A 21801-nucleotide genomic window follows, 5' to 3' on the forward strand; every position below is an offset into this window, starting at 1 on the left:
ACCTTAATGGGTTCCGCTACCTTCACACTGGGTGAGCATCCGGTTAATCGCCGCGTCGGCGCCTTGCAGGCTAAAGGTCATATACCAAGGCTCGCGCTCTGCCTGGTCAAAACCGAGAAATAACTGCTCGCCCTGGCGCATGTCGGCCATCAGCGCCGTTAAGTCGCTTAAGTAAAAGTGGGCATAAAACCCGTCGTCGCCGCGTTCGGTTATAAACTCCGCCATGGTATCAATCACGGGCTGCTCATCAATGCGTAGCCTGGCGGGTACTAAGTTCACTGCACGGCTTTCACCTTGCTGCTGCTCAAGCGTCACGCGCATCTCCAGCCAGGGTAAATCACAAACGCCTGCGGTGGCGTTCAGGCTTAGGGTGGCATCAGAATAGCTGTGAGTTTCTATCGCCCGGTAGTGTCGTTCACTCCCCAATGACAGTGTCATCGACTGCCAATGTTCGTGGGTAGCCACGTCGTCGGTATTAAATGTGGCTGCGTTAGCCATGGACGTTGCGACCATCAATGAGACGACCATTGCCGCCGTAACGAATATAGGCGCTAGCATAGCGATTACCATTGAGGCGTGGAAACGCAGGGCGAGCGTCGCCGTGATGATGTGAGCCATGTAACCAAAATCCCTAGACGATTAACCGGAAAAACAGTCTATAGCGTGTTTGAGACTGTCAAAAGAGTAACGCGCTGATTTTTCTATATATGGTAGAAAATAGTTAAAAAAGTGCCTCATATGGTGGAAAGTCAAGTCTATACTTCACTCCGATGCCACGTATAATCGCCCCATTTGAGCGCTATATTCACCCCCGTTGTGAAGGAGTTTTGCGACATGAGCACCGCTGCTAAGGCTATCAAGACCTCTAATGACGTCCCGATGCAGGCCCCCTCGCGGGAGATCTGGGATGCCAAGTACCGCCTCAAGGATCGTCATAGCCAGCCCGTCGACCAAGATGTCGGTGCTACATTTGAGCGTGTTGCTCGCGCCCTTGCAGCGGTGGAAGGAGACAAGGCAGAAGAGTGGTTGCCGAAATTCCGCTGGGCGCTGGAGCATGGCGCTATTCCTGCCGGTCGCATTCTCTCTAATGCGGGCGCAGAGGCTTACAAGCCAGCGGTAAGCCTGATCAACTGCACCGTCTCGCGCACCATTCGCGACTCCATGCGCGATATTCTCGACTCCGTCGTGGATGCGGGTATGACGCTAAAATCAGGGGCGGGTATCGGCTACGACTTCTCGACACTACGCTACAAAGGCGCGTTTGTGTTTGGTGCTGGCGCAGGCACCAACGGCCCGCTGGCATTTATGGATATCTACGACAAGATGTGCTTCACCGTCGCCTCTGCCGGTGGTCGGCGTGGTGCTCAGATGGGCACCTTTGATGTAGGACATCCGGACGTACGTGAGTTTATTCAGGCCAAGCGCGAAGCGGGGCGTCTGCGTCAGTTTAACCTTAGCTTGCTGATCACCGACGAGTTTATGGAAGCGGTGAAAAACAATACCGACTGGCCGTTGGCCTTTCCACTGCACCCTGGTGAGAAAGAGGACGTTAAAGCGGAAGACTTGATCTACCGTGACTGGCCGGTAGTGGAAGAGGGCTACACGGTGGATGCCGAAGGTCGCGTCGCCTGCCGTATTGTGGAAGTGATCAAAGCGCGCGAATTATGGGACACCATCATGTCCTCTACCTATGACTACGCCGAGCCAGGTTTCATCCTGATCGACCAAGTCAACCGCATGAACAATAACTGGTTCTGTGAGGATATCCGCGCCACCAACCCCTGTGGCGAGCAGCCGCTGCCGCCGGAAGGCGCCTGCCTGCTGGGCTCCGTCAATCTGACCAAGTTCGTGATCGATCCTTTTGGCGCCGAACCGCGCTTTGACTGGGAGCGTTACCGTAAGGTCGTCGCCATCTTTACCCGCATGCTCGATAACGTGGTCGAGATTGCCGGCCTGCCGCTGCCCCAGCAGCAGCGTGAAATCGAAGCCAAGCGCCGCCACGGCATGGGCTTTTTGGGCCTGGGGTCGACGCTCACTATGCTCAAAATTCCTTATGGCTCCAAGCAGTCACTGGTGTTTACCGATGAAGTGAGCCGCCACCTGGCGATTGAGGGCTGGAAGCAGGCGCTGGAACTCTCTAAAGAGAAAGGCATGGCGCCGGTGCTTGAGCAGGAGCACACCATTACCCCCAAGATGCTGCGCGAGCGCCCACAACTGGCCAAAGATGGTTATGAAGTGGGCGATCAAGTACCGGGGCGTATTCTGCACGCCCGTTACAGCCAGTACATGGCCCAAGTGGCCGAGCTTGAGCCCGAACTGGTCGCACAGCTGGCCGAGTATGGCGCACGCTTTACTCACCACAGCTCGATCGCGCCGACCGGCACGATCAGCCTGTCGATGGGGAACAACGCCTCCAACGGTATCGAGCCCTCTTTCTCGCACCGCTACTTCCGCAATATTATCCAGTCGGGCAAGAAGACCAAAGAGCAGGTAGAAGTCGTCTCCTTTGAGCTGGCCGCTTACCGTCACTTTATTGCCGCTGATGCGGTGGATAGCGACCTGCCTGACTATTTCGTTACCGCCGATGCGATCTCACCCGAGCAGCACGTCGCCGTTCAGGCCGCCGCCCAGCACTGGGTGGATTCAGCGATCTCGAAAACGGTTAATGTGCCTACTGAGTTCCCGTTTGAGCAGTTCCAGAACCTCTATTTGCAGGCCTATGAAAGCCGCTTAAAAGGCTGCACCACTTTCCGCTTTAACCCTGAGGCCTTCCAGGGCGTGCTGGTGCGTGAAGATGATCTTAAAAACACCACCTATGTATTTGAGCTGGAAAATGGCGAAACCCTCGAACTGACCGGGGATGAAAAGGTGGTTTACGACGGCGAAGAACATAACGCTGCCAACCTGTTTGATGGCTTAAAAGAGGGCACCTACGGCAAATGGTAGCGGCGGGGGCTGCGCCCTTGCTAGCAGCGTCCATGTAAAGAACCGCCCGATTACCTTTGCTAAGTGGAGAACACCATGGCTGTAGAAATTACCTCAAAAATCGTTGGTTACCGCATCAAGCAGCAGGAGCAGGCCGCGCCCGTTCCTGAGCTACAGGATGAAAGCCCGCTGACGGTGCGGATTCCGTCACGCCCGGAAGGCACCCTAGAAGCCGTATCAGAGAAGATTTCGTACGTGGGCGCGGAAGGTCGCAAGAAAGTCTATCTGCTGGTGTCGTTTATGCCGGTGGAAGGCGTGATTGGCGGCAAACGCGTGGTGATTGAGCGTCCGGTAGAGTTCTTTTTCCCGTCGGGCCAGCTCTCCAGCGAGCACCAGTGGATCACCGCCACCATGCGCAGCCTTTCGCTGGCGGCCCGCGGTGGTTATGTCACCCAGGCAGTGGCGGATTTGCGCAAAGTGGCGTGGGACAAAGGCCTGGTACGCTGCGGTATGAACCGCTGGAACAAGCCGATGTTTCACGATTCAGAGGTCGCTGCGATTGCTTGGTCGATACAGCAGATTCTTTATCGTCGCGGTTTCCTGGATCGGGATGGCAATCAAGTGCCGGTTGAGAAGCTGGTTGAGCGCTATGCCCACCGCATGACCCATGGCCATGCTTGGCAGCCGGATGAGGAGACGGGCGATGCGCCTGTTGAAGCGGGTGCGGTAGAGCCGATCGGCGAAAAGGCTACCGCGGAAAAAAAGCCTGAAGGCAGCGGCCCGGCCACGGTGGGAAACTGCCCTGAGTGCCGCGGTGAGCTGATCATGATGGATGGTTGCCCCACCTGTTACGCAGGCTGCGGCTGGTCCAAGTGCGGTTAAGTTGGCCTTAGGCGTTATTTAAAAAACCGCGTGCTATTTATTTAGCACGCGGTTTTTTATTTAGGGAAGGCTAACTTAAGCAGTATCACCAAGCAGGGGGCGGACGTTGTCGGTGAGATAACAGTCATCAAATTGGCCTTCGGCACATAATGCCGCTAAGTCCGGAATGGTTAGGTGATGACGATCACGGAATACTAACTCGCTTTCACTGAGGGCGGTAAACGTTCGGCTTACGTGCACGGGGCTCAGGCCAAGTACATCGGCCAACTGCTCTTGAGAGAGGGGTAGGCGAAACTGATTACTAATATCGGTATTAGTTTGGCGTAGCCGCAAATACATCTCGTAGAGAAAATGCGCCATTTTCTGGCGGGCACTGCGTCTTGCCAAGGTGACCAGCCGCTCGGTCATCAGCGCCTGTTGGCGGCTACCAATAGCAAACATCACCGATGTAAGGGGGAGCGACTGACGGAAAATATCCAGCATACGTTTATGCGGGAAGTGGCAAACCACACCATCATCAATCATGCGCACATTCTCTAGGCGCTCGGAGAAGGCAAACTCGCGCAGACCAATAATGTCACCCGGCAAAAACACTTCCAGAATCTGCCGATCACCATTTTCTAAGTGGCGGTAGGAGAAGGCCCAGCCACTTTTTAGCGTGCAGAACTCATTGGCCGCATCGCCCATTTCCCATAGGATCGTGCCAGATTTTATAGTGCTTGGACTCTCTTCAAGCGAGAGGAGTAATTTTTTTTCCTCCTCCTTCAACGAGCAATAGTGACTGAAGTGCTTGATAATACAGCTTTTTTCTTCGTTCATGGCCTATCCCTCTAAGAGAGGTTTACTTAATATAACTAACTATTAGCTGCTCGTCGCAATACACAATAAGGCGGCTTACTGCGTTGTTCAATACATAGGGCAGTGGGCTCCTTTACTCAGGGGCGCGCGTGCGCGCCCAACTCCGAAAAAAGACCTAAAGGTTATCGCTTGGTTGCTCGTTTGCCACGCGCTAGTAGCGGCGCTAAGAAATGCCCGGTATGCGAGACTTTCTGTTTTGCGAGCTGCTCCGGCGTGCCTTCAGCGATAATCTGACCGCCACCTGAGCCCCCTTCGGGGCCGAGATCGACAATCCAATCGGCCGTTTTGATCACATCAAGATTGTGCTCAATCACTACGATAGTGTTGCCATGATCGCGCAGGCGGTGGAGCACCGTCAGCAATTGGCGAATATCTTCAAAATGCAGGCCGGTGGTTGGCTCATCGAGAATATACAGCGTTTTGCCGGTATCACGCTTGGCTAACTCACGGGCGAGTTTCACCCGCTGCGCTTCGCCGCCCGACAGGGTGGTAGCGCTTTGCCCCAGGCGGATGTAGGAAAGCCCCACGTCGAGCAAGGTTTGCAAACGACGGGCAATAGCGGGCACTGGGCTGAAGAATTCCAGCGCGTCTTCCACGGTCATGGTCAGCACTTCGTGGATCGTTTTGCCTTTGTAGTGAATATCCAGCGTTTCACGGTTATAGCGCTTGCCTTTACAGACGTCGCAGGGCACATAGATATCGGGTAGAAAGTGCATCTCCACCTTGATCATGCCTTCCCCCTGGCACGCCTCGCAGCGCCCGCCTTTCACGTTAAAGCTGAAACGGCCGGGCTTGTAGCCCCGCGAACGCGCTTCCTGGGTGCCCGCAAATAGCTCGCGGATCGGTGTGAAAATACCGGTATAGGTAGCCGGGTTGGAGCGTGGGGTTCGCCCAATCGGACTCTGGTCAATATCGATGACTTTATCGAGTTGATCGAGCCCTTCGATTTTTTCATAAGGTGCGGCGGTCAGCGTGGTCGCGCGGTTTAGCTCGCGAGCCGCAATCGGCATTAGCGTGCCGTTGATCAACGTCGATTTACCCGAGCCCGAAACGCCGGTAATGGCGATAAACAGCCCCAGCGGCAACGTTAGCGTCACGTCCTGCAGGTTATTGCCGGTGGCGCCGCGTAGCACTAATTGCTTTTCTGGATTGCCGGGAATGCGGTAAGGCGGTACGGCGATTTCCCGTGTGCCGGAAAGGTACTGGCCGGTCAACGAGTTGGCGTGATCCATTATGTCTTGGGGCGTGCCCTGAGCGACGATTTCACCGCCATGCACGCCTGCACCGGGGCCGATATCCAGCACGTGGTCGGCGGCACGAATAGCATCTTCATCGTGCTCTACCACAATCACGGTATTGCCCAAATCGCGCAGCCGCTCAAGGGTTTTCAACAGCCGGTCGTTATCGCGCTGGTGCAAGCCAATCGACGGCTCATCAAGAATGTACATGACCCCGACTAAGCCTGCGCCTATCTGGCTGGCCAGACGGATACGCTGGGCCTCGCCGCCAGAAAGCGTGTCGGCGCTGCGCTCCAGATTAAGGTAATCCAGCCCCACATTGACCAAAAACTCTAGCCGAGCGTGAATTTCATGAACAATTTTATCGGCAATTTCGCCTTTACGGCCGGGTAGTGTTAGATCGGCAAAGTAGCGCCACGCCTCGCCAATTGGGAAGCGGACGATGTCGGCGATGTTGTGATCATCCACATAAACATGGCGTGACTCTTTGCGCAGTCGCGAGCCATTACAGGTGGCACAAGGCTGCACCGCGATGTATTTGACCAGGTCATCGCGCACCATGTTGGATTCGGTTTCCCGATAGCGGCGCTGCATATTAGGCAGCACGCCCTCAAAGGCGTGTTCGCGGGTCACTTTACGGCCGCGGTCGCCCACGTAGACAAACGGAATCTGCTCGTCGCCGCTGCCGTTTAAGATAACCTCCCGCTCGTGGCGGGCAAGCTCTTGCCAGGGCGTTTCCAGCTCAAAGCGGTAGTGCTTGGCCAGCGCCTGGAGTTGGGTAAAGTAGTAAATATTGCGCCGATCCCAGCCTTTGATGACGCCTTCGGCAAGCGAAAGCTCTGGGTGGCTGATCAGCTTGTCCGGGTCAAAATACTGCTGTACACCTAGCCCATCGCAAGTGGGGCAGGCGCCCGCCGGGTTGTTGAACGAGAACATGCGTGGCTCAAGTTCTGCCAGCGAGTAGCCACATACCGGGCAGGCAAAGCGCGACGAAAAAGCAATATCGTCGCGCTCGCCGTCCATAAAGTGAATCATGGCGGTGCCGTCGGCGAGGTTCAGCGCCGTTTCAAAGGACTCCGCCAAACGTTGGGCAAGATCGTCGCGCACTTTGAAGCGATCAACGACAACGCTGATATCGTGTTTTTTGCGCTTATCCAGCGGTGCGATGTCGTCCAGTTCCAGCACTTGGCCATCGATCAGCGCGCGTACGAAGCCCTGGGCGCGTAGCTCGGCTAATAGCTGTAAATGTTCGCCTTTGCGGCCTTTGACTACCGGCGCCAGCAGCATCAGTTTGGTGCCTTCGGCGAGATTCATCACCTGATCGACCATCTGCGAGATGGTCTGGGCTTCCAAGTCTTCACCGTGCTCCGGGCAGCGGGGCGTCCCGGCACGGGCAAACAGCAGGCGCAGGTAGTCGTAAATTTCAGTAATGGTGCCCACGGTCGAGCGCGGGTTGTGGGAGGTGGACTTCTGCTCAATAGAGATCGCAGGTGACAGCCCTTCGATGTGATCCACATCGGGCTTTTCCATCATCGACAGGAATTGGCGCGCATAGGTGGAAAGTGATTCCACGTAGCGGCGCTGCCCCTCGGCATAAAGAGTGTCAAACGCTAATGATGATTTTCCCGAGCCGGATAGGCCGGTAATCACAATTAGCTTGTTACGGGGCAGCTCCACATCGATCTGCTTGAGGTTGTGGGTGCGGGCACCCCTGACCAGAATGCTGTCCATCAACACCTCGAATCGCGCGGCAAAAGCGTGATTATACGTTTGTCGGCACCCTCCCGGCAAAACCGCTTTCATAACTCAAGATAAGCTGCGGCAACTCGCGACGTTTCCAGCGCCAGCCCAAACCGCTAGAATAGAGGATTGTCACATTCCACACTGACTCACCACATGCTTAACCACCATATAAAAGGGCATTATGCGCAAGGTTTCCGCACTATTGCTGGCCTCTGAACGTCGTGCGATCAGTGGTCTGGCCGGGCTTTATGCATCGCGTATGCTGGGTCTGTTTATGGTGCTGCCCGTGTTGGCGCTGTATGCCGATACTCTTTCGGGGGCCACGCCACTGCTGGTGGGCGTGGCGTTGGGTATCTATGGTTTAACCCAGGCAACATTACAAATTCCGTTTGGCTTACTCTCTGATCGCATTGGGCGTAAGCGGGTGATTGCCATGGGGCTGGTGATTTTTGCACTCGGCAGCGTGGTCGCTGCGCTCTCCGATAGCATTACTGGTGTGATAGCCGGGCGAGCGTTGCAGGGGGGCGGCGCCGTGGCTGCGGCGATCATGGCGCTGCTGGCGGATCAAACCCGTGAAGAAATTCGCACCGCCGCGATGGCCACTATTGGGCTTTCGATAGGCGTGTCGTTTGCTATTGCCATGGTATTGGGGCCTTGGCTGGCCGCCTGGGCGGGGCTGGCGGGCGTGTTCTGGTTTACTGCACTGCTAACACTGGTGGGGTTGCTGGTGCTGTGGCGCTGGGTGCCTGCAGCGCCCAGGCGGAGGCGACATCGCGATGTCGGCATGGATCGGCAGCAGTTTAAAAGCGTGATCACAAGGCCCGATTTATGGCGGCTGGATTTATCGATTTTTGCCCTGCATCTAGTGCTGATGGCGATATTTGTGGCGGTACCGTTTCGCTTGCTAAATGCTGGCGTGGCGATTGAGTATCACGGGCTGGCGTATCTTGGCATTATGGCGCTATCGTTTGTGGCGATGGTGCCGCTGATTATTGTGGCCGAGAAGCAGCAGCGCATGCGTTTGATGTGCCTAGGGGCGATCGGCGCTATTGTGATTAGTTTAGCGGGGCTGGGACTACCATTATCACCCGGTTATTGGCTGTTTGTATGGCTGTTTGTCTTCTTCACAGGCTTTAACTTGCTGGAAGCGACGCTACCTTCCATGCTCAGTAAGCTGGCCCCGGCGGGCGCGAAAGGAACCGCCATGGGTGTGTATTCCACCAGTCAATTTTTAGGCGCTTTTTTAGGCGGTACACTAGGCGGTTTACTGGCGCATTATGGTGGCCTCAACGCGGTCTTTATTGGCTGTGCTGGGCTTGCGCTATGCTGGTGGATCGCCATGTGGCGGATGCCTTCACCACCACCGCTCTCCAGTGAAGTGGTGGCGCTGCACGAAACTCAGGCAGACGCGCTCGACCTGTTGATGGAACATTTAGCCGATGTGGTCGGCGTAGAAGACGTCATGGTGGTGCCGGAAGAGCGGTTGGTCTATTTAAAGGTGAATCGTCAGCAGCTTGATCAGGCAGCATTAACTCGGCTGATGGCGCCACCCAAATCTTAATCCAGCCCGGCCGGTAAAAGCGTGACGGCGGTTGGCAGTAAACTCTACATGACATCTATTAAAGGAGCGCCTTATGGCTCGCGGCATTAACAAGGTCATCTTGATTGGCAACCTCGGGCAGGATCCAGAGGTGCGTTTCACACCCAGCGGCACCGCCGTGGCTAACTTGAACTTGGCGACCACCGATACTTGGATGGATCGCCAGAGCGGTCAGCGCCAAGAGCGTACCGAATGGCACCGTGTGGTGATGTTCAATAAAACCGCCGAAATTGCCCAGCAGTACCTGAAAAAAGGCTCCAAAGTCTATATTGAAGGGCGTCTGCAAACCCGCAAATGGCAGGATCAGAACGGTCAGGATCGCTATTCGACAGAGATTGTCGCCAACGATATGCAGATGCTTGATGGTCGCAGCGGTGATTTCCAAGGCGCTGGCGCTGGGCAAAACAGCTATCCCCAGAACGCTCCTCAGAATGCGCCCCAAAACGCGCCGGTCCCCAATAACCAAGGCGGCGGTTATCCGCAGCAGGGTGGTGCTCCTCAGGGCGGAAACTACCCAGGCGGGCAGAGCCCACAGCAGCCTCGCCCCGCACAGCCAGCGCCCCAGCAGGGCGGCAACCAGGCACCGCCGCCCAATCAGCAGAACAGCAGCTACGGTGCGCCTGACCCGGGTAACTTCGACGACTTTGACGATGAGATACCTTTTTAAGTGCACTATTCACCCAATAGTGTAGAGCTGAGCGTGAGTAAGGGGAAAGCGTCTTGAAATTGCTTATATTGGATGCCGGACACTGCTTAAGCTTGGCACTGGCCCGGGAAGCAAGCCGTCGCGCCGATACAGAATTAGTCATTGAGCAAGGGACGACCATTACACCGTCGCGCCTTGAAGCGATTGCGCCTGACGCAGTGGTTATTCCACCGTTGGCACATCCCTTAAATATGGCGCCAGCGGATGTCACTGCTCATGCGGATGCGGTCGATAGCTGCCTAGATGCTTGCCTATCTCAAAATGTAGCGTTGGTATGGTGTGTGTCTGATCAGCTCTACGAAGATGGCTTGGAAGTCCCTATTGATGAGCATGTAGTGCCTGCACCACGAGACGACAGCCTGCGCCGTCTGGTACAGACCGGTGACCGTATACGGGCGGAATATCAGCGGCATCTGATTGTGCGTCTAGGCCCGCTGTTTGCTTTGGAAGGCAGTCATGCGTGGCTCAATGAGATCATCGGTAACTTAGTACTCGGGAAACCAGTGCGGGCAGCAGAAGACGTGATCTTTTGCCCGACATCGGCGGATGCCGTCGCCATGGCGCTGATTGGTATGTTACAGCAGCAGGCCAGCGGCGCGGGTGCATGGGGCGCCTATCATCTCGCTGGCACCGAGCCGGTCAGCGCCTTTACCTTTACCTCCATGGTGCGAACCCAGCTGTTAACCCATCTTGAAGGCCGCGGTGAGCAGATTACTCTCGGTGAGGTGCAGCCGCTTAAACACCATCATGATGCCAAGCTTCGGCGCGTCTTAAATTGTCGCCGTGTGTTGGATGTCTTTGGTGTCCATCAAAAGCCATGGCGGTTAGAGGCTGGGCGTATGTTGGATGCGTGGTGTTTAATCCGTGAGAATAATCGTGTCAGCGATACAGGAGCATCGGCTTGATAAATGTGGTTCGCAGCCTGGTATTTTATGCTGGCTATTTTTTTGCCATGCTGATGATTGGCATTCTGTTTCTACCCATTGCGCCGTTTCTTCCGCTTTCTGGCCGCTACCGCTTACTCAATCTGTATAACTACTTTTTGATGGTGTGGTTTCGTATCGCCTGTGGCGTCCGCTATGACATTCAAGGGCGTGAAAATCTACCCAGCGGCCCCTGTGTCATTCAAGCCAACCACCAGTGTGAATGGGAGACGGTGTTTCTACAGGTGATGAAGCCACCTGTGTGTACCGTACTGAAGCGTGAGTTACTGCGCCTGCCCATCTTCGGTTGGGGATTACGTTTGCTACGCCCGATCAGCTTGGACCGCTCTAAACCGGCGCGGGCGATGAAGCAAGTGCTTACGCAAGGCGTAGAACGTCTTGGTACCGGCTTATCGGTACTGATTTTTCCAGAAGGAACGCGGGTGGACCCAGGCATTCGCAAACGCTATAACAAAAGCGGTAGCGTAGTGGCGTGTCGTGCGGGGGTGCCGGTATTGCCGGTAGCTCACAACGCTGGTGAGCGTTGGCCAGGGCGTCATTGGGTTAAGCGGCCAGGCGTATTGCGGGTGCGTATCGGTAAGCCTATTGAGACGGCGGGGCGCATGCCCGATGAAGTGCTCGCAGAAGTGGAAGTGTGGATCGAAGCGCAGTTACAGGAAATTTCTGATGTGCCGCGGCCTACCACTCGTCAAAGCTGACGCGATATACCGAGCTAGTTAGACTATTAAGCAACAATGGCGCCCACTGGGCGCCATTGTTGTCTTCAGCATGCCTGTTGTCTTATCAGCGTTAATCGTTAAAGCGCTGGAAGACTAAACATGCATTAGTGCCGCCAAAGCCGAAGCTATTAGACAAGGCACGCTCTATTGTCACGTTATCTCGACGTTTGGTGACAATATCAAAGCCATCGGCCTGCTCATCCAAGTTGGCGATATTCGCCGATGCAGCGACAAAGTTATGTTGCATCATCAGCAGCGAATAGATCGCTTCCTGTACACCGGTAGCGCCAAGAGAGTGACCGGTCAGCGATTTGGTTGAGCTCATCGCGGGTGTCGTATTACCAAACACTTCACGTATTGCTTTTAGCTCGGCCACATCGCCCACGGGGGTAGAGGTACCGTGCGTATTAATGTAATCGATCTTACCCTCTACGGTAGCCATTGCCTGATGCATGCAGCGCATAGCACCTTCGCCTGAAGGAGCCACCATATCGTGGCCGTCAGAGGTGGCGCCGTAGCCAACTAACTCGCCGTAGATCTTGGCACCACGCGCTTTAGCGTGCTCAAGCTCTTCCAACACCAGCATGCCGCCACCGCCTGCAATCACGAAACCGTCGCGGGCGTTGTCGTAAGGGCGCGAGGCTTGCTCTGGGGTATCGTTATAGTGTGTTGAGAGCGCGCCCATGGCATCAAACAGGCAGGAGAGCGTCCAGTGCTCCTCTTCACCGCCACCTGCAAACACTACATCCTGCTTGTTAAGCTGAATTTGTTCCATCGCGCTACCAATACAGTGTGCTGAGGTAGCACAGGCAGAGGAGATGGAGTAATTCACGCCCTTGATTTTAAAGGGTGTCGCCAAACAGGCGGAAACAGTGCTGCCCATTGTCCGCGTCACGCGATAAGGGCCAACGCGACGCAGGCCTTTCTCACGCAGTACGTCGGCAGCTTCCACTTGGTTAGCGCTTGAAGCACCGCCGGAGCCAGCAATAAGCCCTGTCCTCTCGTTGGAGACTTGCTCCTCAGAGAGCCCCGCGTCTTCAATGGCCTGGGCCATTGAAACATAGGCGTAGGCAGCTGCATCGCCCATAAAGCGGCGCAGTTTGCGGTCGATGAGTGCGTCAAGATCGATATCGACGCTGCCAGCCACATGGCTACGGAAGCCACGCTCGGCGTACTCTTCCTTAAAACGAATACCGCTACGCCCAGTTTTGAGCGCGTCCAGGACCTGTCGTTGGTCGTTGCCAAGGCAAGATACAATGCCAAGGCCGGTGACTACCACTCGTCGCATGGGAGCCTCCTGTTCAGAAATTCGCAGTGGAGGTGAATAGGCCAACGCGCAGATCATTAGCCTGATAAATGTCGCGTCCGTCGACGGATACTGTGCCGTCGGCGATACCCAAGATGAGTCGTCGGGTAATAATACGCTTAATATTAATACTATAGGTCACTTTTTGTGCATCTGGCAGGATCTGCCCGCTGAACTTGACCTCGCCACAGCCGAGTGCACGTCCGCGCCCTGGGTGGCCTAACCAGCCAAGATAGAAGCCGACTAGCTGCCACATGGCATCTAGACCTAAACACCCAGGCATAACGGGGTCTCCAGGGAAGTGGCAGTCAAAGAACCACAAGTTAGAGCTAATATCCAGCTCGGCGATCAGTTCGCCCTTGCCATGCTCTCCGCCTTCTTCATGAATGTGCTTAATGCGATCAAGCATCAGCATATTAGGCGCTGGGAGCTGTGCATTACCGGGGCCGAATAGCTCGCCGCGTGAGCAGGCCAGCAGTTCTTCGCGATCAAAGGAGTGTTGCTTGGTCACTGAATCGTTCCGAATATCAAAATGGTTGTTTGGCTAGTCTACTTCCCGAAACCGCTGAATGCACGTAACTGGCTATTTATCGCTTATATCTGAAGATTTTAGCGTTTTGGCCGATAGCACTATAGTAGAAGACTTTATTCAAAAGCTGTCGTTTATGCACAATAAATGTCGCATTGCCGTAATATAGAGTATCCAAGTTTTTGATTAGGCGGCATGATCAACATGGCACCTAGCCTGGATTTCTCATAGTACCTCAGCCAGTACCGCACTCAGGCTGTAACACCGCTAAACACCTACTGGCTCGACTTACATCGGCTACTTTTTAACCACTTTCCGGCGTTCAGACACACTTCCCCCTTTCCCCCATTGCTTCGGGCCGGGGGCGCCCGAGCAGTCAGTTAGGAACCAACCGCCTGACGAGATCGGATAGCGCCGTTTTATAGGGGTAGCTGTCACTCATGAGTACTCGGATTCGACGCGTATTGCGGATGATGACCGCGCCTACTTTGATGAGCTTGAGCCTCAGGTTGCTCGGACTTATGCGCGCGAAGGGCGTGTGCTTCAGATAAGTCCGTAACCGCTCGAACAGCGTATAAGCGAAGCCCGACAAGATCAGCCGCCACTGATTGGCCCACCAGTGCGTGCTGGAGGTCCGGTCAGCAAACAGGCTCAGTTGTTGATCCTTGATCCGGTTCTCCATGTCACCCCGGGCACAGTACTGCTCGTAGTAAAGCTTGAAGCCATCATCGTAACGGGAACTGATGATAAACCGGGGATTAGAGCCTAACTCGCCTTCTTCTAGGCGGGCCACCACCCAGCGTGAGTATTTCCAGGAGTGGGCTTGATACGGGAAGCGGAACGTCCCCGCTACTTTCCCTCCCACCTGCCATTGGGTCTTGCGCACCAGCATCATGGGGACGTCCACTTCCTTGAGCAGTCGGCTGTTCTTGGCGATTCCCACGATGTAGTCGACGTGATGCCGATCACACCAGTTCAGCATCCGGGGACGACAAAAGTGGCTATCACCTCGTAACACGATGCGCGTATCGGGCCAGTATTGACGGATAAAGCGTACCAGTAAGGCGAGGATCGCCCAGCTATGGCGGCTGTCGCTGCGGTCACTGGTGCGCAGATAGCTCACCAGTAAGTGGCGCCCACAGAAGACATACAGTGGGAAGTAGCAGTGGTGATCGTAATAACGGTTAAAGAACTTGCCGGGTTGCTCGCCATGCACGGGGATGTCGGTGCCATCAAAGTCCAGCACGATCTCCTTTGGTGGTTCGTCATGCTGTTCAATGAAGTGATGCCACAGCAACTCATGGGCCTTCACTATTGCTTGCCGATCGGCGTTCTGCTCCACCCGGCACAGCGTCGACTTGCCTGCCAGCGTATCCTCTTCACCGAGCGCTGTCTGAAGGGCCTGATCATAGCGCAGGGCCTCATGGTCGTTGAAATCTTCATAGCCAGCGGCGACACCGAACACCCGCTGACGAACCAAAGTGTCGAGCTTATGACGAACCTGTTCCGGTGCGCGGGGATCATGAAGCACGGCGGCCAAGCGGCGTGTCAGGCGATGCTGTTTATCGACTTCACGAAGCAGGAGTAATCCGGCGTCCGACGTAATGTGGCCCCCGGAGAAGTCGGCTTCAATTTGGCGGCGTGAGAGTGGCGAGAAGGTCAGCTTTTCAGGTACCATTTTGGAAGCGGCTGTTGGTGCTTGATGGATTGGTTAGGTTCTTGAAATCATAGCACTTTCAGCCGCTTTCTTTTATACCCTGTGAGAAATCCGGGCTAGCGCTAAATTTTTTATCTAGATTAATTTGTATAGGGTATAGCGAATTGCCATGTGGCTTCCTGTTTCTCTCAATCGTCCGTTAGTTTGGGTCGCGCTGACGGCGCTCCCTGCCTGTGTTTGGATACCCGATGCGACGCTGCGCCTAGTTGCCGCGACATTGGTTACGTTAGGGCTATGGGATGCCTGGAACCAAGTGCGTCAACAGCGGCTACGCCTGCGTCTGTCCCAAGATACATTAGGGCTCACCAGCGATGCCATGGTGATTACCGATGCGCAAAATCGCGCCATCGTGGTTAATCCCGCCTTCACCGAAGTGACCGGTTACTCGAGCCAAGAGATTCAGGGGCTGAAACTGGAGACGCTGGCAGCGCCACGGCACGATAAAAACTTTTATCAAACGTTTTGGAGCACGCTGAAAAGTACCGGCCGCTGGGAAGGTGAAATGTGGAGCCGCCGTAAGCACGGCGATGAGTATCCTGAGTGGTTAAAAGTACGCGCCGTGACCGACAACCGCGGCAACATCACTCATTTTATTAATCTGTTTACCGATATTTCGGCACAAAAAGCCCGCGAGCGTGATTTGCGCCGTATCGGCTATGAAGATCCGCTCACAGGGCTACCCAATCGTCGTCGCCTTCACGATCTGCTGGCTTCCCGGCTGCGCCATCTGCGCGCTGGAGAGAGCTTGGATATGGCGCTGGTCGATATTGATGGGCTGAAATCCGTCAATGATAGTTTGGGGGTGGAGCAGGGTGACCGCTTGTTAGCGCGCTTTGGTCAACGTTTAACCAGCTATGTGGCGGGCAGTATTGTAGGTCGTTTGGGCGGCGATGAGTTTATGGTGATCCGCACCACCACTTTTGACGATCATGACCAGTGGGTTGCCACCCTGCGTGAGCATATGAGTCGGCCATTTGAAATTAACGACCAATCGCTGCGCTTAGGACTGTCGATCGGTAGTTGCCGAGTGCCCGAGGATGGTAACGACTCAGGCGTGCTCTTCCAGCGCTTAGAGTCGGCGCTTTACAGCGCTAAACGGCTGGGACGTAACTTAAGCCAGCGCTTTCGTCCGGCGCTGGATAAGCAGGATAATCCTCAACTGGCGCTGGTCAGTGATTTACGCGCCGCGCTTATTTCCGGTGACCAATTGGAGCTGCATTATCAAACCCAGCATGAGCCTGCTAGCGGCGATCTGGTGGGTATGGAAGCACTGCTGCGCTGGCGCCATCCCACTGATGGCATGATTTCCCCTGGCGACTTTATTCCGTTGGCCGAGCGGCACGGTTTAATGAGTCAGCTGGGCACCTGGGTGATCGAAAAAGCCTGTGCCCAACAGGCGCACTGGCGTAATAGCGGGATGCCTAAATTGACGATATGGGTCAATATTTCGGCCCTGCAGCTCTTTCAAGGCGACCTGGAAAGTCAGTTGACGACTTGCCTAAAGCGTTATCAGTTGAAACCATCGCAAATTGGTTTAGAGCTGACCGAATCGGTGCTGCTTGACGAACGCGCTGGCGATATGGGACCACGCCTTCAGGCGCTGCGCGACCAAGGCTTTGCGATTGCCATCGATGACTTTGGGACAGGCTATTCGTCGCTCGGTTATTTGAAGCGCTTGCCGGTAGACAAAATTAAACTCGATCGGGCGTTCATTAAGGAGCTGCCACATGATCAAGCGGATGCCTCAATCGTGAAGGCGGTCTTAGCGATGGCGGAAGGCATGGGGCTAGGAGTGATTGCCGAAGGCGTTGAAACCAAAGAGCAGTGTCAGTTTTTGGTGGATGCCGGATGTACGTCCGTACAAGGTTTCTACTTTGCCAGACCGCTACCCGCTGCGGAATTGGAAAAGCGTTTGCTGCCTGAGCCAGCCACTGCCTCTGCTGCTTCTTAACGCTTATAAAAACGGCTAATGCCTACACACAGTAACGCCCATATCAGCGCCTGGGCTGGCAGCAGCCAAGGGGCAAGCGTCACCTCCGCGAGTAGCGCGCCGCCGTAATACGAGAGCGGGCCGCTAACAGCGCCACACAGCGCGGCTAGTAGCGGATAACGCCACAGCCACGCCAGCGAGTGATGGGCCAGGGTGGCAAACAGCGGCCAGAGCATCCATAGCCAAAGGGGTAATAACCCCAGCACCAGTGCCTGATCGTTAAAATCAAAGCCTCCCAGCAGGTTTAAGCCGCCATCGACCATCAAGCCGAGCAGTGCAAATCCCGCGATAAACCGCCACTCTCCCGGCAGCGCGCAGCGCCATAGATGCCAAGCTAGCAAGCCTCCGCCCGCCAGCGCGGCAACGCCTGAACCTCCTACTACGCATAACAGCCAGCCAGCTTCAAAACGCAGGGCATTGAACAGCAGTGCATGCCATCGGCGTGATGCCATTTAGAGAGCGCCGGTGAGCGGTATGGGCTTCGCCGCTGGTTTAGCCAACAGCAGATGGCAGGTACCGATAGAGCGCTCGATGAAGCCGCCTTCGCAGTAGCATAAGTAGTAGCGCCACATGCGGATAAAGCGCTCGTCGTACCCCAGCGTGCGTACCTGCTCCAGGCTGGCTTCAAAGCGGTGGCGCCACTCACGCAGAGTGCGGGCATAGTGCGGGCCTATTTCATCCAACGCGACCACGTTCAGTGACGTTTTGCGCATTACGCTGCTTAACATGGCATGGTGCGAGGGTAGAAAACCGCCGGGGAAAATGTAGCGCTTGATAAAATCCATGTCGCGTTTAGCGTCTTCAAAGCGCTGGTCGCGGATGGTGATGGCTTGCAGCATGGCCTGCCCATCGTCGGTTAACAGGCTATCCAGCTTGTTGAGGTAGGTATCGAGATACTGATGCCCCACCGCCTCAATCATCTCGACCGAAATAAGCCGGTCGTAGCGGCCGGTTAATTCACGGTAATCCTGTTTGAGCAGGGTAATTCTGTCTTCCAGCCCCTCTTCTTTGATGCGCTGAGCAGTATGAGCGTGCTGTTCATCGGAAATGGTCGTGGTGGTGACACGGCAACCACGGGTTTTCGCCGCGTGAATCGCCAGACCACCCCAGCCGGTGCCAATCTCTAGCAGGTGATGCTCTGGCCGGACATCAAGCTTTTCAAGCATCAAATCCAGTTTGTAGGTTGAGGCCTCTTCCAGACTAGCTTCCGGGTAGGGGAAAACGGCGCTGGAGTACATCCAGTGGTGGCGATCCAAAAACGTCGAAAATAGGTCGTTACCAATGTCATAGTGGGCTGCAATGTTGCGCTTAGAGCCGCTTAGGCTGTTGCGCTGAAAACGGTAGGCGGCACCCAATAACCAACGGGCAATGCGGGCACTGCCGTTCTCCATTTTGGTATTAACCTGTTCCAGGTTGGCGGCAAACAGGCGGACTAGGGCGACCAAGTCGTCGGCGTCCCAATCACCGTCCATATAAGACTCGGCAGCGCCAACGGTGCCGCCGAAGGCCAGCCGCTTCCAGGCGCGCGAGTGGCGGATTACCACGGTTACCTGCAGCGGTCCTCCCTGGCCTAAGTGGTGGCACTGGTCACCTTCAATGAGGGTAATACGACCACCGCGAAAGGTATCCAGTTGGGCCACTAGGCGCGGCTTCAGCCACTTGGTTAAGCGGTCTTGGGCAACAGGTTGAATATTTGGCGGCGTAGAACGCAGGGTCGTCACTTTGAAGTCTCCTTGCGCTGCTTGGGGTGGTTATAAACAGGGATGCGCTTAAGCCACAGCCGAAGCGCTTCAAAATGAATACCCGCAATGGTTTTCAGGCTCATCCATGGTTGGCGAGCCAAGGTTGTTAGCAATACACCGCGGGTGGCAGGTGAGGCCTCAAGGGTTAATGTGGCATCAAAATGGCACTGCTGTTCCCGCCAGTTCTCCATATGCAAAAAGAGCGTTTCGCCGGGGGCGTTAAATTTCCACCGATAGGTCATATCCATGGGGTTGAAAGGCGAAACGTGGAGGTCTTTGTCGAAACGGGCCTGGTGGCTGTGACGTGAAGGGTCCACCGCACTGGCGTAACGGGTACGCTCACGCCAAGGCATATTGGTGACTTCGCTCAATACGGCTGCCAATCTACCCAAATGGTCGTAGGCGTAGTAAACGGAGATAGGGTTAAACATGCAGCCCAGCGTGCGCAGTTGGGTGAGCACACAAATCCGCCCCGTGGGGGCGCTGCCTAATTGACGAACGAGCTCTTCGCGCACGGCGGTTTTTAGCGGGCGATCCACCGGGCCTAGATAATCTTCCCGCCGAAAACGCGCCAAGGCAGGCCTGCGGGCGCTGAAGCCGGGCACCTTGTCGAACAGATCGGGCAGCTCGTCCAGATCCAACCACGCCATCCATACCTGGTAACTGAATGCGTGGGGCTTGGGCGTGAAGCGGCGGTGGCGCAGGGTGCCACGATAGATACGCGAACGCGGAGCGGCAATCATCCGAGACCCTCAACACCTTGCGGTGTCAGCAGCTCATGAGCAGGTAGCGCCAGCGGTTCCGCGGGAGGCGGGGCAGCTTCGTCACAGCCCAAGACCTGGGCGACGCGCAGGGCGCTCCACACCCCGTCTTCGTGGAAACCGTTGCGCCAATAGGCACCGCAAAAATGCGTACGCTGCGCTGTCGACGATATCTCAGCGTGGCGCGCCTGCGCCGCCTGGCCAGCCAAGGTAAACTGCGGGTGCGCGTAGGTATAACGTCCCAGTACTTTATCGGTATCAATGCTGGCGCTGTCGTTCAGGGTCACGCAAAACGTAGTGTCACTGTCTATCCGCTGAAGAATATTCATGTCGTAAGTGACCGATACCCGTGCTTCGCTATCGCGCTGATCCAGCCGGTAGTTCCAGCTCGCCCAGGCACGTTTGCGCCGCGGTAGCAGGGAGGTGTCGGTATGCAGCACCACCTCGTTATCCTGATACGGCATGGCGCCGAGCACTGCTTTCTCGTCTGCACTGGCGTCACCCAGCATCGCCAAGGCTTGGTCGGCGTGGCAGGCGAGCACCACTTGGTCAAAGTGTTGGCTGCCAGCGGGAGTGGTAATCGTAACGCCAGCACGCTCTCCAGAGCGTTCGCGGGTAATCTTGGTTACCGGCGTATTGAGGTGAATGCGCGACGCGTAGGGGGCTGTTAGGTTAGGGATATAGCTTTTCGAGCCGCCCATTAGGGTGTACCACTGGGGGCGGTGATTAACCGATAACAGGCCGTGATTGCGGAAAAAACGCACAAAAAACGCCACCGGAAAGGCGCGTAAATCGCTGATGCTGGCCGACCAAATGGCGGCTCCCATGGGCAGTAAGTAACGCTGCTGGAAATCGCGGTTGTAGTGGTGGCGATCCAGGTATTCCCCTAGGGTCATCTGTTCGGGGAGCTCGTTGCGATCAAGCGCTTTAGTGGCCTGCTTGTTAAAACGTAGGATATCGCGCAGCAGGCGATAAAAAGAGGGGTTAAATAAATTGCGTCGTTGGGCAAACATCGATCCTAACGTGTGCCCGTTGTACTCAAAGTCCCTTGCTGTTTCATGCACCGAGAAACTCATCTCAGTGGCTTGTGAGGCAACGCCCAGGGTTGCCATCAAGCGCTGAAAGTGCGGATAGGTCCAGTCGTTAAAGACAATAAAGCCGGTGTCGATCGCATACGTTTGCCCTTTTACGTCCACGTCCATCGTGGCGGTATGGCCCCCAAGCCGCGAATCCGCCTCGAACAGCGTGACTTCATGCTGAGCAGAAAGGTACCAGCCAGCGGCCATGCCGCTGATACCGCTGCCGACAATGGCAATACGCTGAGATGCCCCAGCACTATTTGATACCACGGTACTCATGACGATTCCTTTTGGGCGCGGGTCATGCGCAGGCCTATCTGACGGCGCAAGGCAGGAGGCAAAATGCCCAGCAATTTGACCAGATAGGTGAACCGGCGTGGAAAATGGATATCCAGTCGACCCTTTACCAGGCCTGCGATAATGGCATCGGCCGCTTGCTCGGCGGTGACCTGCATGGGCATCGGGAAGTCGTTTCGCTCGGTGAGTGGCGTTTTCACAAAGCCGGGGTGGATAAGGCTGACATCAATGCCTTCCTGATCGAGATCCAAGCGCAGCGATTCCAGGAAGTAGCTGACGGCGGCTTTAGAAGCGCCATAGGCTTCTGCGCGGGGTAGCGGTAAATAGGCCGAGGCGCTGGAGGTGGCCGCTAGTCGGGCGGGCAGACCCTGCTGCCGTGCTGCCCGCAGCAGCGGCAGAGCGGCTTCGACACCGTACAAAGTGCCAAATAAGTTGGGCTTAAAAACGCGCTCGACTAAATCCATATCGAACTGTTGAGCGTTCAGGTATTCGCAAGTACCAGCATTGAATAACGCTAAATCTAATGCCCCCAGGCGCTCGGCAATGGTCTCGCCAGCGTTAAGCACGGCTTGGCGGTCACTAACATCTAGCGGGAGCGGATGGGCATTGGGGTGGCCTTGGCACAGCGCTTCAAGTGACTCCGCGTTGCGGGCACTGAGTACCACCTGGTGGCCTTGGGCGATGAATTTACGGGCAAGCGCTTCACCAATGCCGGACGTGGCACCGGTTAACCAAATACGTTGGGGCGTTTCCCATGTACTCATT

The 21801-nt window shown here is 55.7% G+C and carries 18 protein-coding genes; 7 read left to right on the forward strand and 11 right to left on the reverse strand.

Features of this window, described 5'->3' with window-relative positions:
- Positions 1 to 3: 3 nt before the first annotated feature.
- Positions 4 to 528, reverse strand: coding sequence for a hypothetical protein (locus ACWI0H_RS00680; protein ID WP_442906338.1), 525 nt, complete (start codon positions 526 to 528; stop codon positions 4 to 6).
- A 306-nt stretch (positions 529 to 834) separates the two neighbouring features.
- Here ACWI0H_RS00680 and ACWI0H_RS00685 point away from each other — a divergent pair, with 306 nt between their 5' ends.
- Positions 835 to 2946 (forward strand): adenosylcobalamin-dependent ribonucleoside-diphosphate reductase, encoded by a 2112-nt coding sequence (locus tag ACWI0H_RS00685; RefSeq protein ID WP_485874558.1) that lies wholly within the window; start codon positions 835 to 837, stop codon positions 2944 to 2946.
- Between the two features lie 75 nt (positions 2947 to 3021).
- Positions 3022 to 3807 carry a ribonucleoside-diphosphate reductase gene (locus ACWI0H_RS00690; RefSeq protein ID WP_101145805.1) on the forward strand — a complete coding sequence of 262 codons (786 nt, stop codon included), beginning with the start codon at positions 3022 to 3024 and terminating at the stop codon, positions 3805 to 3807.
- Positions 3808 to 3882: 75 nt separating this feature from the next.
- Here the strand turns inward: ACWI0H_RS00690 and ACWI0H_RS00695 are convergent, their stop codons facing one another.
- Positions 3883 to 4626 (reverse strand): Crp/Fnr family transcriptional regulator, encoded by a 744-nt coding sequence (locus ACWI0H_RS00695; protein ID WP_336270151.1) that lies wholly within the window; start codon positions 4624 to 4626, stop codon positions 3883 to 3885.
- 161 nt (positions 4627 to 4787) lie between these two features.
- The gene (uvrA, locus tag ACWI0H_RS00700) at positions 4788 to 7634 is read right to left on the reverse strand and encodes an excinuclease ABC subunit UvrA (RefSeq protein ID WP_336273293.1); all 2847 of its coding nucleotides are present in this window, start codon (positions 7632 to 7634) and stop codon (positions 4788 to 4790) included.
- Positions 7635 to 7827: 193 nt separating this feature from the next.
- Between uvrA and ACWI0H_RS00705 the strand changes: the two genes are divergently transcribed.
- The 4 genes from ACWI0H_RS00705 to ACWI0H_RS00720 all read left to right on the forward strand — a co-directional run bounded on the left by ACWI0H_RS00705 (position 7828) and on the right by ACWI0H_RS00720 (position 11594).
- A complete protein-coding gene (locus ACWI0H_RS00705; RefSeq protein WP_485874559.1) occupies positions 7828 to 9207 on the forward strand; it encodes an MFS transporter in 1380 nt (459 codons plus the stop codon).
- Between the two features lie 73 nt (positions 9208 to 9280).
- Positions 9281 to 9913: a single-stranded DNA-binding protein gene (locus tag ACWI0H_RS00710; RefSeq protein WP_485874560.1), complete on the forward strand. Its 633-nt coding sequence runs from the start codon at positions 9281 to 9283 to the stop codon at positions 9911 to 9913.
- A 53-nt stretch (positions 9914 to 9966) separates the two neighbouring features.
- The gene (locus tag ACWI0H_RS00715; RefSeq protein WP_485874561.1) at positions 9967 to 10857 is read left to right on the forward strand and encodes a sugar nucleotide-binding protein; all 891 of its coding nucleotides are present in this window, start codon (positions 9967 to 9969) and stop codon (positions 10855 to 10857) included.
- Positions 10854 to 11594 (forward strand): lysophospholipid acyltransferase family protein, encoded by a 741-nt coding sequence (locus tag ACWI0H_RS00720; protein WP_176303415.1) that lies wholly within the window; start codon positions 10854 to 10856, stop codon positions 11592 to 11594. The genes ACWI0H_RS00715 and ACWI0H_RS00720 overlap by 4 nt, the downstream gene beginning before the upstream one ends.
- Before the next feature lie 91 nt (positions 11595 to 11685).
- Here the strand turns inward: ACWI0H_RS00720 and fabB are convergent, their stop codons facing one another.
- The 3 genes from fabB to ACWI0H_RS00735 all read right to left on the reverse strand — a co-directional run bounded on the left by fabB (position 11686) and on the right by ACWI0H_RS00735 (position 15128).
- Positions 11686 to 12903: a beta-ketoacyl-ACP synthase I gene (gene fabB, locus ACWI0H_RS00725; RefSeq protein WP_101146646.1), complete on the reverse strand. Its 1218-nt coding sequence runs from the start codon at positions 12901 to 12903 to the stop codon at positions 11686 to 11688.
- 13 nt (positions 12904 to 12916) lie between these two features.
- Positions 12917 to 13432: a 3-hydroxyacyl-[acyl-carrier-protein] dehydratase FabA gene (gene fabA, locus ACWI0H_RS00730; RefSeq protein WP_008959204.1), complete on the reverse strand. Its 516-nt coding sequence runs from the start codon at positions 13430 to 13432 to the stop codon at positions 12917 to 12919.
- 394 nt (positions 13433 to 13826) lie between these two features.
- The gene (locus ACWI0H_RS00735; protein ID WP_485874562.1) at positions 13827 to 15128 is read right to left on the reverse strand and encodes an IS1380 family transposase; all 1302 of its coding nucleotides are present in this window, start codon (positions 15126 to 15128) and stop codon (positions 13827 to 13829) included.
- A gap of 148 nt (positions 15129 to 15276) precedes the next feature.
- Between ACWI0H_RS00735 and ACWI0H_RS00740 the strand changes: the two genes are divergently transcribed.
- Positions 15277 to 17118: a putative bifunctional diguanylate cyclase/phosphodiesterase gene (locus ACWI0H_RS00740; RefSeq protein WP_485874563.1), complete on the forward strand. Its 1842-nt coding sequence runs from the start codon at positions 15277 to 15279 to the stop codon at positions 17116 to 17118.
- Here ACWI0H_RS00740 and ACWI0H_RS00745 read toward each other — a convergent pair.
- From ACWI0H_RS00745 to ACWI0H_RS00765, 5 genes are read right to left on the reverse strand one after another with little or no spacing between them, the layout of a single operon-like run.
- Positions 17115 to 17609: a DUF2878 family protein gene (locus tag ACWI0H_RS00745; protein ID WP_485874564.1), complete on the reverse strand. Its 495-nt coding sequence runs from the start codon at positions 17607 to 17609 to the stop codon at positions 17115 to 17117. The two genes, ACWI0H_RS00740 and ACWI0H_RS00745, sit on opposite strands and share 4 nt — an antisense overlap.
- Complete coding sequence (locus tag ACWI0H_RS00750; protein WP_485874565.1) at positions 17610 to 18878, reverse strand: class I SAM-dependent methyltransferase; 1269 nt, start codon at positions 18876 to 18878, stop codon at positions 17610 to 17612.
- Positions 18875 to 19642: a DUF1365 domain-containing protein gene (locus ACWI0H_RS00755; protein ID WP_008959200.1), complete on the reverse strand. Its 768-nt coding sequence runs from the start codon at positions 19640 to 19642 to the stop codon at positions 18875 to 18877. The genes ACWI0H_RS00750 and ACWI0H_RS00755 overlap by 4 nt, the downstream gene beginning before the upstream one ends.
- Positions 19639 to 21018, reverse strand: a complete 1380-nt coding sequence (locus ACWI0H_RS00760; protein WP_485874566.1) for an NAD(P)/FAD-dependent oxidoreductase — start codon at positions 21016 to 21018, stop codon at positions 19639 to 19641. The genes ACWI0H_RS00755 and ACWI0H_RS00760 overlap by 4 nt, the downstream gene beginning before the upstream one ends.
- Positions 21015 to 21800, reverse strand: a complete 786-nt coding sequence (locus ACWI0H_RS00765) for an SDR family NAD(P)-dependent oxidoreductase (protein WP_008959198.1) — start codon at positions 21798 to 21800, stop codon at positions 21015 to 21017. Before ACWI0H_RS00765 ends, ACWI0H_RS00760 begins: the two co-directional genes overlap by 4 nt.
- Position 21801 lies beyond the last annotated feature (1 nt).

It is taken from the genome of Halomonas sp. NYA30, assembly GCF_976980765.1.

Coding starts and splice junctions, on each gene's coding strand:
- ACWI0H_RS00695 (WP_336270151.1), bottom strand. CDS start 4,626: ATGAACGAAGAAAAAAGCTGTATTATCAAGCACTTCAGTCACTATTGC.
- ACWI0H_RS00745 (WP_485874564.1), bottom strand. CDS start 17,609: ATGGCATCACGCCGATGGCATGCACTGCTGTTCAATGCCCTGCGTTTT.
- ACWI0H_RS00690 (WP_101145805.1), top strand. CDS start 3,022: ATGGCTGTAGAAATTACCTCAAAAATCGTTGGTTACCGCATCAAGCAG.
- ACWI0H_RS00735 (WP_485874562.1), bottom strand. CDS start 15,128: ATGGTACCTGAAAAGCTGACCTTCTCGCCACTCTCACGCCGCCAAATT.
- ACWI0H_RS00710 (WP_485874560.1), top strand. CDS start 9,281: ATGGCTCGCGGCATTAACAAGGTCATCTTGATTGGCAACCTCGGGCAG.
- uvrA (WP_336273293.1), bottom strand. CDS start 7,634: ATGGACAGCATTCTGGTCAGGGGTGCCCGCACCCACAACCTCAAGCAG.
- fabB (WP_101146646.1), bottom strand. CDS start 12,903: ATGCGACGAGTGGTAGTCACCGGCCTTGGCATTGTATCTTGCCTTGGC.
- ACWI0H_RS00705 (WP_485874559.1), top strand. CDS start 7,828: ATGCGCAAGGTTTCCGCACTATTGCTGGCCTCTGAACGTCGTGCGATC.
- ACWI0H_RS00685 (WP_485874558.1), top strand. CDS start 835: ATGAGCACCGCTGCTAAGGCTATCAAGACCTCTAATGACGTCCCGATG.
- ACWI0H_RS00680 (WP_442906338.1), bottom strand. CDS start 528: ATGGTCGTCTCATTGATGGTCGCAACGTCCATGGCTAACGCAGCCACA.
- ACWI0H_RS00765 (WP_008959198.1), bottom strand. CDS start 21,800: ATGAGTACATGGGAAACGCCCCAACGTATTTGGTTAACCGGTGCCACG.
- ACWI0H_RS00740 (WP_485874563.1), top strand. CDS start 15,277: ATGTGGCTTCCTGTTTCTCTCAATCGTCCGTTAGTTTGGGTCGCGCTG.
- ACWI0H_RS00755 (WP_008959200.1), bottom strand. CDS start 19,642: ATGATTGCCGCTCCGCGTTCGCGTATCTATCGTGGCACCCTGCGCCAC.
- ACWI0H_RS00760 (WP_485874566.1), bottom strand. CDS start 21,018: ATGAGTACCGTGGTATCAAATAGTGCTGGGGCATCTCAGCGTATTGCC.